The organism is Aquimarina sp. AU58 (assembly GCF_900312745.1).
GTDB lineage: Bacteria > Bacteroidota > Bacteroidia > Flavobacteriales > Flavobacteriaceae > Aquimarina > Aquimarina spinulae.
This window is the reverse complement of sequence record NZ_OMPD01000014.1, coordinates 320,489-335,403: the sequence shown is the minus strand read 5'-3', so window position 1 is coordinate 335,403 and position 14,915 is coordinate 320,489. Positions and strand designations below refer to the sequence as shown.

11 protein-coding genes are annotated in these 14,915 nt (G+C 34.4%); 2 read left to right on the top strand and 9 right to left on the bottom strand.

Annotated elements, in window-relative coordinates:
- Nucleotides 1-123 precede the first annotated feature (123 nt).
- Entirely contained in the window at nucleotides 124-3,825 is a 3,702-nt protein-coding gene (locus tag DK441_RS13150) for a GEVED domain-containing protein (RefSeq protein WP_109851136.1), read from the top strand.
- Nucleotides 3,826-4,226: 401 nt separating this feature from the next.
- Nucleotides 4,227-7,511 (top strand): GEVED domain-containing protein, encoded by a 3,285-nt coding sequence (locus DK441_RS13145; RefSeq protein WP_235015763.1) that lies wholly within the window; start codon nucleotides 4,227-4,229, stop codon nucleotides 7,509-7,511.
- A 440-nt stretch (nucleotides 7,512-7,951) separates the two neighbouring features.
- On the opposite strand, the gene DK441_RS13140 is transcribed toward DK441_RS13145, so the two are convergent.
- From DK441_RS13140 to hemB, 9 genes are all read right to left on the bottom strand, one after another.
- On the bottom strand, nucleotides 7,952-8,665 hold the full coding sequence (locus DK441_RS13140) for a 3'-5' exonuclease (RefSeq protein WP_109851134.1): 714 nt from the start codon (nucleotides 8,663-8,665) through the stop codon (nucleotides 7,952-7,954).
- On the bottom strand, nucleotides 8,655-9,821 hold the full coding sequence (locus DK441_RS13135; RefSeq protein WP_109851133.1) for a serine hydrolase: 1,167 nt from the start codon (nucleotides 9,819-9,821) through the stop codon (nucleotides 8,655-8,657). Before DK441_RS13135 ends, DK441_RS13140 begins: the two co-directional genes overlap by 11 nt.
- 217 nt (nucleotides 9,822-10,038) lie before the next feature.
- On the bottom strand, nucleotides 10,039-10,515 hold the full coding sequence (locus DK441_RS13130; RefSeq protein WP_109851132.1) for a methylated-DNA--[protein]-cysteine S-methyltransferase: 477 nt from the start codon (nucleotides 10,513-10,515) through the stop codon (nucleotides 10,039-10,041).
- Complete coding sequence (locus tag DK441_RS13125; RefSeq protein ID WP_109851131.1) at nucleotides 10,515-11,588, bottom strand: CNNM domain-containing protein; 1,074 nt, start codon at nucleotides 11,586-11,588, stop codon at nucleotides 10,515-10,517. The genes DK441_RS13130 and DK441_RS13125 overlap by 1 nt, the downstream gene beginning before the upstream one ends.
- Nucleotides 11,589-11,799: 211 nt before the next feature.
- Entirely contained in the window at nucleotides 11,800-12,195 is a 396-nt protein-coding gene (locus DK441_RS13120) for a hypothetical protein (protein WP_109851130.1), read from the bottom strand.
- Nucleotides 12,196-12,201: 6 nt separating this feature from the next.
- Nucleotides 12,202-12,720: a DinB family protein gene (locus DK441_RS13115; protein ID WP_235015762.1), complete on the bottom strand. Its 519-nt coding sequence runs from the start codon at nucleotides 12,718-12,720 to the stop codon at nucleotides 12,202-12,204.
- Nucleotides 12,717-13,118: a c-type cytochrome gene (locus tag DK441_RS13110; RefSeq protein ID WP_109851129.1), complete on the bottom strand. Its 402-nt coding sequence runs from the start codon at nucleotides 13,116-13,118 to the stop codon at nucleotides 12,717-12,719. Before DK441_RS13110 ends, DK441_RS13115 begins: the two co-directional genes overlap by 4 nt.
- A gap of 41 nt (nucleotides 13,119-13,159) precedes the next feature.
- Nucleotides 13,160-13,546, bottom strand: a complete 387-nt coding sequence (locus tag DK441_RS13105; protein ID WP_024769622.1) for a TerB family tellurite resistance protein — start codon at nucleotides 13,544-13,546, stop codon at nucleotides 13,160-13,162.
- A gap of 142 nt (nucleotides 13,547-13,688) precedes the next feature.
- Nucleotides 13,689-14,663 carry a porphobilinogen synthase gene (gene hemB, locus DK441_RS13100; RefSeq protein WP_109851128.1) on the bottom strand — a complete coding sequence of 325 codons (975 nt, stop codon included), beginning with the start codon at nucleotides 14,661-14,663 and terminating at the stop codon, nucleotides 13,689-13,691.
- Between the last annotated feature and the right edge of the window lie 252 nt (nucleotides 14,664-14,915).

The following is a 14,915-nucleotide window of genomic DNA, read 5'->3' as shown; positions in this document are numbered from 1 at the left end:
CTTTCTATTATTCTATAATAATATTTATAGAGTGGTAATGATTAATTACCCTTATGGATCTATGAACTTCTAGTTCATCAAGTTTAATAAATCAATTTTTTTAACATAAACTCAACACAAAAAATGAAAAAACCACTTATCATTTTAGCCGCACTCATTTGCTATATTGGGCATTCCCAATATAATTCAAGCGCCCCCTGGATGCAGGATTTAAATCAAAGCAAGAGTTCTTCAGGAGTCAACACTCCCGTAAAATTTCAAAAGATTACTACTGCATTTAATACCTATTGGACAGACAAAAATCATAAGAAAAAAGGTAGTGGATATAAGCCTTTTAAGAGATGGCAGGAATATTGGAAGAATTCTTTATTACCAGATGGTACCGTACCAACTCCTGAGCACTTATGGAGAGCCTGGGAAGAAAAGAACAGTATGACTTCTTCTACAAATGCAGCTGCAAGCTGGGTTCCTATGGGGCCATTTAATCATGAAGTAACAGGTTCATGGTCTCCAGGACAAGGACGTGTAAATGTTGCTATTATAGATCCTAATAATCCTAATACATTTTATATTGGAGCTCCGGCAGGAGGAATATGGAAATCTACAGACAAAGGTGCAAATTGGACCTCTTTGTCAGACGATCTTCCTCAAATTGGTGTTTCTGGTATAGCTATCGATCCTAATAATTCGAATATTGTTTATATTTCTACCGGAGATGATGATGCAAATGATTCATATAGCATTGGAGTTCTCAAATCTACTGACGGAGGAAATACCTGGGCAAAAACAGGTCTAGAGTTTTCAAATTCACAAACTACGAGTAATGATATTTATATCGATCCCAATAATTCGAATACATTATGGGTCGCAACTAGTCAGGGAGTTTACAAAACTACTAACGCAGGAGTTGCGTGGACTAAAACATTGAATGGAGACGTAAAGGATATTAAACTCAAGCCAGGCGATTCTAATGTAATTTATGCAGCTACAAAAGATTCTTTTTATAAATCGACAAATGGCGGAACCAGCTTTACAAAAATACAAAGTGGACTACCATCAAGTTCGGGAAGGTTTGTCATCGAAGTCACACCTGCCAATCCTAACTATGTCTATGTTTTAAGTGCCAAAACCAGAAATGCTAATTATGCTTTTCAAGGTTTATACCGCTCAACCGATAGTGGAAATAGTTTTACAAAAACTCAAGAAACTACTAATATCTTTGAATCAAGTCAAGCTTGGTATGATTTAGCACTAACCGTTTCGGATACAAATGCCAATACTGTTTTTGTAGGATGTCTTAATGTATGGAAATCTACCGATGGGGGAAATAACTTCTCGGTAATCAATGGTTGGGCAAACCCTCAACAAGCTACATACACCCATGCAGATATTCACTTTTTACGTTATTATAACGGAAAATTAATGTGTGGTAGTGATGGAGGAGTATACTTATCAGAAAATAATGGAGGAAGCTTTACAGATTTAACCAAAGGACTACAAATAGGTCAGTTTTACAGAATATCGGTAGCAGCAAATAGTAGCTCTAATAATGTTGTAGGAGGACTTCAGGATAATGGAGGATATGCACGTAACGGAAACACTTGGAATAACTATTTTGGTGCCGATGGGATGGATTGTGCAGTAAGTGGTACAGATCCCAATACATATTATGGATTTATACAAGGTGGAGGATCTCTTTATAAAACTACCAATAGAGGAACAACACAAACTCATGTAACCCGGGGTCCTGAATCAGGAAATTGGGTTACTCCTTTGGTTTCTGATAAAGATGGAAATATTTATGCAGGATATTCTAGCTTTTATAAACTAAATAATAATTCTTTTCAAAAACTTACTACCTTCAATTTTGGTGGTAAACTGGATCATATTGAAGTAGACCCGTCTAATACAAACAATATTTATGTTTCTCGTAAAAATGATTTATATAAAAGTACGAATAAAGGAGTAAACTGGACAAAAATCCATACTTCTACTACAGATATTACTTCTATAGAAGTGCACAATGATAACACTAATATCATTTACATATCTACCAGTGGTTATTCTTCATCAGGAGCTTCTAACGGAGTTTTTAAATCTACTGATCAGGGATCAAATTTTTCTAACATATCAGGTAATTTGCCAAGTGAAGCCAAAAATGTAGTCCGACACCAAAAAGGTACCGAAACTATTTATGTAGGTACTTATTTAGGAGTGTATTATAAGCAAGGAAATAACAATTGGGAAAATTATTCTCAAAATTTACCTAATGTTTCTGTACGAGATTTGGAAGTTAATTATACAGATCAAGTATTATTAGCAGGTACTTATGGAAGAGGTGTTTGGAAAGTCCCTCTTGTAGGATCATCAACTGCAGACACTCAAGCCCCTTCTACTCCTTCAAATTTAACAGCATCCAATGCAACACAAAATACAATTGATCTTTCTTGGGTTGCTTCTACAGATAATGTTGGAGTTACCGGATATGATGTATATCAAGGTAATACTGTTATTGGTACAGTAACCACTACTACATATCAAGCTACAGGGTTAACTGCAAATACAGCATATTCTTTTAAAATAAAGGCTAAAGATGCTGCCGAAAACCAATCTGATTTTAGTAATACTGTAACAGCCACCACTACTGATGGTGGTAATCCAACAAACTACTGTGACTCTAATGGTCAAAGTGTAACTGATGAATACATTAGTAATGTAAAATTAGGAACCATCGATAAAACATCTACAGGAGCAAGTGGTGGATATAGTGATTTTACTGCTGAATCTACTAACCTATCTAAAGGTAACGCCAATACCATTACCATTACTCCTACATGGACCGGAACTAAATATAATGAAGGATACTCAGTATGGATCGATTACAACCAAGATGGAGATTTTGCCGATACAGGAGAACAAGTATGGACCAACGCTGCATCACAAACAACACCAGTAAGTGGTAGCTTTACTGTACCTTCAAGTGCAAAAGACGGAAGTACAAGAATGAGAGTATCTATGAGATACAATACCATTCCTGGTCCTTGTGAATCATTTAATTATGGTGAAGTAGAAGACTACACAGTAGTGATCGGTGGATCAACAGGTGGCGATACTCAAGCCCCTTCTGCTCCAACTGGTTTAGCTGCTTCTAATATTGCACAAACAACGCTTACTCTATCATGGAATGCTGCTACCGATAATGTTAGTGTAACTGGATATGATGTGTATCAGGGATCTACTAATCTTGGATCGATAACTGCGACTACAAGAAATATTACCGGATTAACGGCTAATACAGCATACCAGTTTACGGTAAAAGCTAAAGATGTTGCTGGGAATGTTTCTGGTTCTAGTAATACAGTTAATGTGACTACAACAGGAGGAAGTTCTGACCCTTGTACAGGTGTGGCTGCATATGATAGTTCAGTAAATTATCAGGTTGGTGATCGTGTAACGTATCAAGGATATCTTTATGAACGTACTAACTCTGGATGGAATAATCTTGGAGCATGTGGTGCATTCTTTGCCACTCCACCTTTTAATACGCAATTAAATAATATCAACAGTAACGACATTACAACAACAGATTTGAAAAATTCTGAATTTGTGATCTCTCCTGTTCCTGCAAAAGGCTTTATTACAATTCAAATGAACAATGATAAGGATTTAGACTATAGAATCATTAATCACATTGGTCAGATGGTAAGAAATGGTAAAGTGTCTGAAAGCAAGGTAGAATTAAGCGGTTTACCAGATGGGATGTATTTCTTTTCGGTAATATCAAATGATAAAACACTAACTAAGAAGTTTATTATCAAGCAATAATATAAATTCAATATTTTTTAAAAGACCCCGAAACAGTTTGTTTCGGGGTCTTCTATTTACAGCAATCGTAGTCTTAAGGCGACAAATTAAAAATGCTTAATCCTATACTTTTCTTTTGTAAGAAAAACATCATAATACTACGTACATATATCAATTTAATATAAAAATATGTTTGATAAACCCGTTGTGCATTTCGTTTTGAAACAATAAGTTAACTAGACAATAAAAGAAAGATTTTTCTTGCAACATAGTTGCATTAAAATAATCTTAATGTTTTATACAGTAATTTTCTTTCTCTTCATCGAAAAACTTTTTTTTATTGCGAATAATTTAAGAAATTCGAATGTTTTCTTTGAATTCTTCAAAAAAACAAAAATAACACTAACTCAAACTCAATAACAATGAAAAAAAGCTACAAAAGCCTTATTTCGTTGAGGGGCTTTAATGGGCAAGTGTCACCAAAATTAAATATCATTATTATTTCTTCAATGATATTTTTATCTGGTGGACTTTTCGCTCAAAATCCTTCACAAAAGGCAAAGATCGCTCAACAAAGTAATCTGGTAAAATTAAATCAACTACAGACTGAATTAGCAAGTAAAGCTGCATTACAAAAGAAAGAAGCTATAGCAGCTGCCAAAAGAAACGGATGGCAAGTCAAAATGACAAATGCCGACGGAAGCTTTTCAGAACTACAAAGATTAGCAAAAGATGGTACCCCTATCTATTACACTACATTTAATGTAGATGCTGCAAAATCTACTCGAGCAAATCATTTAAACTCAGGAGGTTCTTTAGGCCTAAATCTAGACGGGCAAAATATGACTGCTTATGTCTGGGATGGTGGAGCGACAAGACCTACTCACCAGGAATTTGACGGTGCAGGAGGAAATAACAGGGTTGCTATTAATGATGGTGTTACAACACTTAATGGTAATAGTTTTCATGCCCAGCATGTTACGGGAACAATAGTTGCCTCTGGAGTACAGGCCAATGCAAAAGGAATGGCTTCTCAAGCAAAAGCTAAAACACATGATTGGAATAATGACGATTCAGAAGCAACAACAGCTGCTGCAAATGGAATGTTATTATCTAATCACTCTTATGGTTTTAGAGCCAGTGCAGTTCCTGATCAGTATTTTGGAGCTTATATAGATGAATCCAGAAAATGGGATGAAATCATGTTTAACGCACCATTCTATCTTATGGTAGTAGCTGCAGGAAATGATGGACTTGATAACAATTCAAACGCTCAACCACTTGATGGAAACTCTTCTTATGATAAATTAACAGGACACTCTACTTCAAAAAACAATCTTGTAGTTGCTAATGGTCAAGATGCCAATGTAAATAATGATGGGACTCTTAATAGCATGACTATCAACTCTCAAAGTAGTGAAGGTCCAACTGATGATTATAGAATTAAACCAGACATTACTGGTAATGGTACTGGTGTATACTCTACCTATGACAATAGTGATACAGCATATAACAGTATTTCTGGTACTTCAATGGCTGCACCTAATGTAACCGGTACGCTTTTACTATTACAACAATACTACAATAGTAATAATGGAAACTTTATGAAAGCTGCGACCTTAAAAGGATTAGCGCTTCATACTGCTGATGATGTTGGCCCTTCTGGACCTGACGCAGTTCACGGATGGGGGTTATTAAATGCCAAAGTTGCTGCCGAAGCTATTACCAATAAAGGAACTGCTTCAAAAATAGAAGAACTAACACTTACGAGTGGCCAAACGTATACTATAACTGTTGACTCAGATGGTAGTAGCCCATTAATGGCTTCTATTTCCTGGACAGATAGAGCAGGAACTGCTGTAACTGCAACAAATTCTAATACACCTGTATTAGTAAATGATTTAGATATTAGAGTTACAAAAGGTTCTAATACATCTAGCCCGTACAAGCTTACCAGTATTACTACAAATAGTACAGGAGACAATAATGTGGATCCATTTGAAAGAGTGGACATAGCTAATGCTTCTGGAACCTATACTATTACGGTTACTCATAAAGGAACATTAACAGGAGGGAGTCAAAATTTTTCTCTTATTGTTACTGGGTTAACAGGAACAACTACGCCTTGTACTGCTTCAGTACCTACAGGAGTATCTTCTTCGGCTGTGGGATCAAACACTGCAACTATAGGATGGACTGCTGTAGCCGGTGCAACCTATGATCTTCGCTACAGACAAACTGGAACAACAAACTGGACAACTTCTGCCGAAAACGGAACTTCTAAAGTGATTTCTGGATTAAACCCATCTACTACTTATGAAGTACAGCTAAGAAGTAAATGTGCCGATGGAACTACTTCTAATTATAGTAGCTCTACTAATTTTACAACTACAGATGTACAACTTAATTACTGTGACTCTAATGGTCAAAGTGTAACTGATGAATACATTAGTAATGTAAAATTAGGAACCATCGATAAAACATCTACAGGAGCAAGTGGTGGATATAGTGATTTTACTGCTGAATCTACTAACCTATCTAAAGGTAATGCCAATACCATTACCATTACTCCTACATGGACCGGAACTAAATATAATGAAGGATACTCTGTATGGATTGATTATAATCAAGATGGTGACTTTGCCGATACAGGAGAACAAGTATGGACTAATGCGGCTTCACAAACAACTCCGGTAAGTGGTAGCTTTACTGTACCTTCAAGTGCAAAAGACGGAAGTACAAGAATGAGAGTATCTATGAGATACAATACCATTCCTGGCCCTTGTGAATCATTTAATTATGGTGAAGTAGAAGACTATACAGTAGTGATCGGGGGATCAACTGGTGGTGATACTCAAGCCCCTTCTGCTCCAACTGGATTAGCAGCTTCTAATGTGGCACAAACAACACTTACCCTATCATGGAATGCTGCTACCGATAATGTAGGAGTGACCGGATATGATGTGTATCAGGGATCTACTAATCTTGGATCGGTAACTGCAACTACAAGAAATATTACAGGATTAACGGCTAATACAGCATACCAGTTTACCGTAAAAGCTAAGGATGCGGCTGGAAACGAATCTGCAGCTAGTAACACGCTTAATGTAACTACTACAGGAGCATCTGCTACGTATGATGTAAAACTGCGTATTACTTTTGATAACTACCCTGAAGAAACAAGCTGGGAGATTAAAGATAGTAACAACCAGGTAGTACATTCTGGAGGAACATATCCATCTCAACCTGATGGTTCTACTCTTAATATAACTAAAACGCTGGATGCAGGGTGTTATACGTTAGTATTTAAAGATACATATGGTGATGGGATTTGCTGTAGTGTTGGTAATGGTTCTTATGAATTAACCAATAGTGCCTCTGGTGCAGTACTAGCTTCTGGTGGATCATTTACTTCTGAGGATACTAAAAACTTCTGTGTAGGTAATGCCACAATGCAGAGTCTTAAAACAGATTTAGAAAGCTCTGACATTGTTATTCACCCAATTCCTGCAAAAGATTTCATTATAATCAAAATGAATAATTTTAATGGATCTACATACAGAATCGTTAATAAAGCAGGTCAAACCGTACGACACGGTAAAATGTCTGCAAATAAAATAGAATTGAATAATTTACCATCTGGAATGTACTTTGTATCGGTTAAATCAGATACTAAAACCATAACCAAAAAACTTATTTTAAAATAGATAAAATCAAATATACTGTACAAAACCACCTTTTACAAGGTGGTTTTTTGTTTGCTATTTAGGAGTACCACTATATCATCAATTATATGTCTTAAGAATAACATAAGAAAAATTTTATCTCAAAAAAGATTTGCACATATTAATAGAATCTGTATCTTAGATATATACTTCGTAAGCAATCTTTTCACCACGTCATAATTAGAAAGAACAATAACATAAAAGATATGTTACTTTTTTATGTTTAAAATAATTCTGTAGGCTACAGAAAGATTAAAAAATTCAAACCCTGATTAAAATAAATGAGTTGTTACTCCTGTTTTCGGCTCGACTTTGTAAACGTTTCGTCAAAATTAGTAGTATTATGGAATAAGAAAGGACTCGTTTCCTTTCTTTTCCATATCAGAAAACAAATTGATTAAAAGGTTAAGTTTTTGTCTAAATCATACAGATATAACCTCATCTTCGTCTAATAATTCTTCTTGTCGCAACCGAAGTAAAACCTGAGCAACAGCAATTGTATCTTTCTCGCAATAAATGATGATACGGTCAATATCCTGTTCTTCATAAAAAACTTGTCGTACCTGGCTTCCATCAATATCATCTTTTGGTGATGGAATACCTAAAATATTGGTAAGTAATTTTAGAGACGTATAGTGTTTATAGTCTCCAAATTTCCATAAATCCAAAGTATCTAAATGAGGTACTTCCCAGGGTTTTTTACCAAATAAATTCAATTTATGAGGTAATCCTATATTATGAATAATCATTCTACGAGCGATATAAGGAAAATCAAACTCTTTTCCATTATGGGCACAAAGCAAATGATGTGGTCTTCCAAAATGGGTTTCGATTAAGTTTTTAAAATCTACCAGTAACTGTTTTTCTTCTCCATAAAAGGATGTGGTCCTAAAAGATCTCGTTTCACCTTTGAGTGCAAAATACCCAACAGATATACATACTATTTTACCAAATTCGGCCCATATCCCTGCTCTTTCATAGAACTCTTCGGGAGAGAATTCTTCTTTACGTTGATATTTGGTTTTATCGGCCCACAAGTATTTTGTTTCTTCACTAAGGTTTTCAAAATGCTCATGTTCGGGAACAGTTTCTATATCCAGAAACAAGATATGTTCTAGATTAAGTTTATGAAGCATTATTAAGCATTTTATAAGCTTCTTCAATAAAGACAAAGAAATCCTCTGTAAATGATTCTCCGGGTACAAACTGACCGCGATTATGTCCTAATCGTACAATCATAATATTATCCTCTGGGACACAAATTACATATTGCCCTAAAATACCTCGCATAGCAAAAATTTTCTTATCCAGATGATCAGACAACCAAAAACCATATCCATACATTTGTCCATCTTCAAATCTTGGTTTTGTTGCCAATTCTGTAAATTCTGCTGGTAGTATTTGTTCGCCTGCAAACATTCCTTTGTTTTTAAACAGCATTCCAAAACGAGCAAAATCCCTGGCATTACTTGCAATACAGCAATATGCTTTTTCCATACCACTATCTTCACTATCTAATTGCCATATGGCTTCATGTTCCATCCCCAAAGGCTTCCAAAAACTCTCACTTAAATAGGTTGCAAGCTTTTTACCGGTAGCTTTTTCAATAACCATACCTAATAATTGAGTATTTCCGCTTAAGTATTCAAACCTTTGTCCTGGCTCCTCGACAACATCCAGTCCTAACATTACATCTCTGATATTGGGATCATAATAGGCTCTGGCTGTAATAGAAAACGGACTGGTATAATGTTCGGTCCAGTTTAAGCCAGAAGACATAGAAGAAAGATCTCCTACAGTGGTTTTTGCCGCAAGACCTTGCGAAAATTCGGGAAGAAAATCTCCAACTGGCTGATCCAGGTTTTTAATATAACCATCCATAATTGCTTTTCCCAGCATACCAGTTACCATACTTTTTGCCATAGAAAAAGAATTGGTTTTAGAATCGATCCCAAATCCTTCAGCGTAGTTTTCATACCAAATACTATCATTCTTAATAATCATAAAGGCAACAGTACCTAGTTCTTTATTAATAGCATTAAGTCTATCTGTGCTTTGCGTTCTATTATATTCTGGATGAGTAGCCCAAGCGAGAGTAGCATTTCCCTTTTCTATAGTACGATTATCAAAATACGAATAATCATCAATATATGCAGTGGTATGGCCTGTCATATAAACCACCCTAACTCCTTTTAGAATATAATCATAATCAAAAATGTACAGTAATGTTACACAGAGTAAAATAATAGTAAGTAAGCTTTTAAAGAAAAATTTGAGTATCCGTTTTACCATTTCTATGTAAGTTTTGAGTTAATATGATAGTATTACAAACAAATAACTTGTTTAGCTAATGTATGAAAATTAATTGCAGATAAATAAAGGGTTTCAAAATTTGATGACTCCTATATTTATCATCACTGTTATGACAAAAAAACAATAATACGATATCTCAGTTTCATTTTTTGAAACTGGAAATATTAAAATAACTAACTAAACAATTTTTATGAAATTAAAATAACGATTGTTGTTTTACAGGGTTTTCATGATCGAGCAACCATTTTTTCCGCCATAATCCACCTGCATATCCGGTAAGTGATCCATCACTACCAATAACCCGATGGCAAGGTACAATGATCCATAATGGATTTTTACCATTGGCACTTGCTGCAGCTCGTATTGTTTTTGGATCTCCAAGCTTCTTGGCAATATCAAGGTAGGATACGGTCTTTCCAAAAGGAATTTTGAGTAATTCGGCCCAAACTTTTTTCTGAAAATCAGTTCCTGACGGATTCAAAGTAAGCTCAAAATCGGTACGTTGACCATCAAAATATTCTTTGAGCTGTAAGACTGCCTTTTGTAAATGTGAAGGAATAGTTTTTGAAGGAGTATTAGCAGCCTCTTTGGTAACAGAAACGCTTGCAATACCATCTTCATCTCCTGATATAGTGGCGATTCCTAAAGGGGTTTCTACATATACCTCATCCATTATTCTTCTTTTTTGTCATCCAAAATCCCAAGTCGTTTTGCGCGGTTTTCCCAATTTTTTCGAGCTAGGATTTGCATATCAGTTTCGGTATCACTTTCATCTACTATCTCCAAACCTAATAATGTCTCTATAACGTCTTCCATGGTTACCAGTCCATTTACAGAACCATATTCATCAACTACCAAAGCTAAATGATTTTTGGACTGAATCAGTTCATTAAACAAATCAGGTATTGGCAAATTTCTTGTCGTAAAAAGTATAGGTCTTTTTATTTCTCCAATCTTCTTATGCCCATTCTGATTTGCCATTTCTTTAAAAATATCATCCTTTAATACCTGACCGGTTATATTGTCTGCATTCTCTTTATAGACAGGTATTCTAGAAAAACGAAGATTTTGATTTTCATTAAAAAACTCTTCAAGTGTTGTATCCTCCGAAGCAATTTTCATTACTGTTCTGGGGGTCATCACATCTTTAGTAAAAACCTCTTTAAAAGATAATAGGTTTTTAATTACCTTAGATTCTGATTCTTCAAAAACACCCTCCTCATGGGCAATATCTGCCATAGCCGTAAAATCTTCTCTGCTTAATACAGATCCATGATGTCCTTTACCACCAATAAGTTTGGTCGTTAATTGTAATACCCAAAGTATACCTGTCCATTTCAATGGCCATATCAAAATTTTAAGAATTTTGGATGTAAAATTTGCCAGTTGTTTCCAATAGGTTGCTCCTATTGTTTTTGGAATAATCTCAGAAGCTACCAAAATTAATAACGTCATTATACTCGAAACAATAAAAACACCATTACCCTCATCTCCAAAAGCTTTTTTTGCCTGTACTCCGACCAAAATAGCTCCAACGGTATGTGCAATGGTATTGATTGTAAGAATTGCAATTAGTGGCTTATCAACATCTTTTTTTAATGTTTCAAGGCTACTGGCATATGCTTTGCCCTCTTTTTTCTTGACATTGATAAAAGTTGGAGTCACACTAAGCAAAACTGCTTCTAGTATCGAACATAAAAACGAAAAGAAAATAGAAAGTACGGCGTAAATAATTAATAGAGTCATTGTGGTTTTCTTGAAAACGCTAAATTAACTAATTACTTCCCTCTTTGCCATTTAATTTATGGAATAAATTATTTAAACTTCATAAATTTTAATATTAAAAGTCCAATATAAAACAAAAGTAAAGGACTAATATTCAATAACATTCTACGATAATTTGAATTATTATACTTCAAAAACCCTTGAATTAAAATCTTAATAGTTAGTATCCAACTTAGATAATAGAGTATTTTCCAATCAAAATCCAGATCCTTAAAAAAATTCTCTTAGAGAAGAAGATAATACTTAAACTTAGGGTAATTGGTATTGAAGCATGAGATATAACTGCTTGTATATCTGCATAACTCCCATTACCTTTTAACCACATATTTATTTTATGTAACCCTAAACTCATTAACACTCCAAAGAATACAAAAAGAGACGAAACAAATGTCATATCCCAAAAAGGGTTAATTAAAACAGTTTCTATGTCTAAATTCAAAAAATAGACAACCATTCCATAATAGAAGAAAAGAAATATACTTTTTATATTCAGATCTATTTCATCCTGATCATCTAAATACTCTAAGGTACGTTTTGTATTTAATAATATTAAAAAAACAGATTTCATAACCTCTTACCACCCCACATATCGTGGCGGTTCAATATTGTTTAAATTGAGGTAAACAATGAGTTGCCCGCGATGATGGGTAACATGGTCTTGTAATAGGTTAAGAATTTGAAGTTTTGATTTTCGCCCTGCAAAAAAATCAACCTCAAACTTCAAGTCATCTTCATCGGTTTTCTGGATGCGAGTATATACTTTATCAAATGCTTTAGTGAGTAAAGCAATGATTTCTGTCTTGGTTTCTGGTAGGTTTTCTTTTAATTTCTCTCTGTCAAATTCTTCTGAAGAAAAATACGTAATCCCTAACCAGAGCATATTTCCACGAATGTGAAATAATTGTTCCTTAAAACTCATTTCTCGTTCTGTTGGTTTAAATCCAAAATCATCTTCTGGCATCTGCTCTGCAATTTTTAAAAGATAATCTTTAGAGTTTTTCCATTTTTCGAGAAAAGCGTTTTTTGGGGTGTCTTGCTGGGCCATAATGGTACCAGAAATCAAAAAAACAAATACTAAGATTCTGTATATCATTCTGCTTTATTGGTCTTTACTTCGGTCATATACACTTCTACAGCTTTGAGCTCTTCTTCTGTAAATGTTTTGATAATCGCAAAATTGGTTTTCATTACAGCAAAGGTTTCAGGATCTACAATGGGATCTGCTTCTTGTTTCAAAAATGAGATCAAATCTTTATTTTGAGCTTTATAAACCTTCATAATCTCAATAACTCCAGGGCCGATAGACTTTTTATCAATCTTATGGCAAGTATAACATTTTCCTTTACCGTTAAATATTTTCTTGCCCAGGTCATAAGGAGAGGATTTCTCTTTTTTTGTTCCTATTTTAAGGTTAGAATTTTCCTTTTTTTCAGATTGGCAGCTTACACATAACAAAACTGCTGCCATGAGGAATAAGGTTATTTTTTGCATATAAATAATGGATAGTGTTACTAGTCTCTGGTTAGAAAAGACTACTTATATTTTTCTTTGATTTTCTCAATATCTTTTTTAAAACGTTCTAACAAATCCCTAGAGAAATTGGTAATCACTTTTTCTTCTTTTGGATCCATCCCTTCACTGGCATCTGCAATTTTGGCTAATGCATACATCATAAATTCATACTCCTCATCAGGACCATTATCAGAAAACACTTCGATTATCTTTTTATATAACGTTTCGACATCATTTTGATTCTCATTTTCGTAATCAAAAGACCACTTAATATCTTTTCCTTTCGGATGTCCTTTTAAAATATCTTCGAGCGTTTCGACTTCTTTTTTTTGTATCACCCCATCACTCATTGCAATTACATAAAGTAACTCTCCAAACGTCTGATATATCCTATCTCTACTGACCATAAACTTATGATTTTATTAAATTCTATTGTTAAACTAAGGTTTTTAGCGTCACACTAATACATAAACTTTCTTAACTAAAAGATATTTATATCGATTTAATTATTGTCTTTTTATCATCGCAGATCTTAGCCGGGTTACAAAATTAACTCAAAAGCTTAACCACATCTTTAGCAAAATAACTTGCAATAATTTGTGCTCCTGCTCTTTTGAAAGCCATTATTTGTTCTAACATTACAGCATCATGATCTAGCCATCCTTTTTCTGCAGCTGCTTTTAACATCGCATACTCACCACTTACCTGGTATACAGCAACAGGTACATCTACCACATCTCTAATATCTCTTACCATATCAAGATAACACAATCCAGGTTTTACCATTACTATATCTGCTCCTTCTTCGATATCTATAAGTGTTTCTTTGATTGCTTCGTCACGATTAGCAAAATCCATCTGGTATGTTTTTTTATCTCCAAATCCCGGAGCAGAATCCAAAGCATCTCTAAAAGGACCATAAAAAGCAGAAGCATACTTGGCACTATAGCTCATGATGCCAGTATTTTTATAATTTTCTTTTTCGAGCAGTTCCCGCATACTTAAGATTCGCCCATCCATCATATCACTTGGTGCTACAAAATCAGCCCCTGCCTGTGCATGTGATAATGACATTTCTGCCAAAACTTTACAGGTTTCATCATTAATGATCTCCCCATCCTCTACAATACCATCATGGCCATATGAAGAATATGGATCCAGAGCTACATCGGTCATCACTAACATTTCGGGAACAGCTTCTTTAACAATTTTTATTGCGCGTTGCATCAAGCCATTAGAATTTAATGCTTCTGTACCCTTATTATCTTTAAGATGATCAGGTACTTTTACAAAAAGTAGTACCGATTTTAACCCCAATGACCATAGCTCTTTAACTTCGTTACCTAGTAAATCTAAACTATATCTATAGTAATCAGGCATAGAAGATATTTCTTCTTTTATACCTTTTCCTTCCACAATAAAAAGGGGAACCAAAAAATCATGGGGAGTTATTATGTTTTCTCTTACCAAAGAACGAATAGCATCATTTGTCCTTAGTCTTCTGTTTCTACGTATTTGTTGCATTCTTAACTGTAAAAATTTAATCTCGTAAAGATACTCATATATCTATTACTAACCGATCATTAATAATTAGGTACCTAAAGGTAATTTTACTTAAAAATATATCAAATCATGTAACAAAATCTTAACAAAGATTACTAATATTGAAATGAATTCATTCTGACTTTTGTTCTTTGTTATTAAGCAGAATAACCATAATCTCCTAATAAAGAGGCTATAAAATAATTAAGTAGCAAAGTGATAAATTTGCAATAA

Bases quoted from the DNA above. Each gene is read 5' to 3' on its own strand.
- DK441_RS13140 (WP_109851134.1), bottom strand. From the start codon at position 8,665: ATGCTTCATAAACTTAATCTAGAACATATCTTGTTTCTGGATATAGAA.
- DK441_RS13115 (WP_235015762.1), bottom strand. From the start codon at position 12,720: ATGATATACAGAATCTTAGTATTTGTTTTTTTGATTTCTGGTACCATT.
- DK441_RS13125 (WP_109851131.1), bottom strand. From the start codon at position 11,588: ATGACTCTATTAATTATTTACGCCGTACTTTCTATTTTCTTTTCGTTT.
- DK441_RS13130 (WP_109851132.1), bottom strand. From the start codon at position 10,515: ATGGATGAGGTATATGTAGAAACCCCTTTAGGAATCGCCACTATATCA.
- DK441_RS13105 (WP_024769622.1), bottom strand. From the start codon at position 13,546: ATGGTCAGTAGAGATAGGATATATCAGACGTTTGGAGAGTTACTTTAT.
- DK441_RS13145 (WP_235015763.1), top strand. From the start codon at position 4,227: ATGAAAAAAAGCTACAAAAGCCTTATTTCGTTGAGGGGCTTTAATGGG.
- DK441_RS13110 (WP_109851129.1), bottom strand. From the start codon at position 13,118: ATGCAAAAAATAACCTTATTCCTCATGGCAGCAGTTTTGTTATGTGTA.
- DK441_RS13120 (WP_109851130.1), bottom strand. From the start codon at position 12,195: ATGAAATCTGTTTTTTTAATATTATTAAATACAAAACGTACCTTAGAG.
- hemB (WP_109851128.1), bottom strand. From the start codon at position 14,663: ATGCAACAAATACGTAGAAACAGAAGACTAAGGACAAATGATGCTATT.
- DK441_RS13135 (WP_109851133.1), bottom strand. From the start codon at position 9,821: ATGGTAAAACGGATACTCAAATTTTTCTTTAAAAGCTTACTTACTATT.
- DK441_RS13150 (WP_109851136.1), top strand. From the start codon at position 124: ATGAAAAAACCACTTATCATTTTAGCCGCACTCATTTGCTATATTGGG.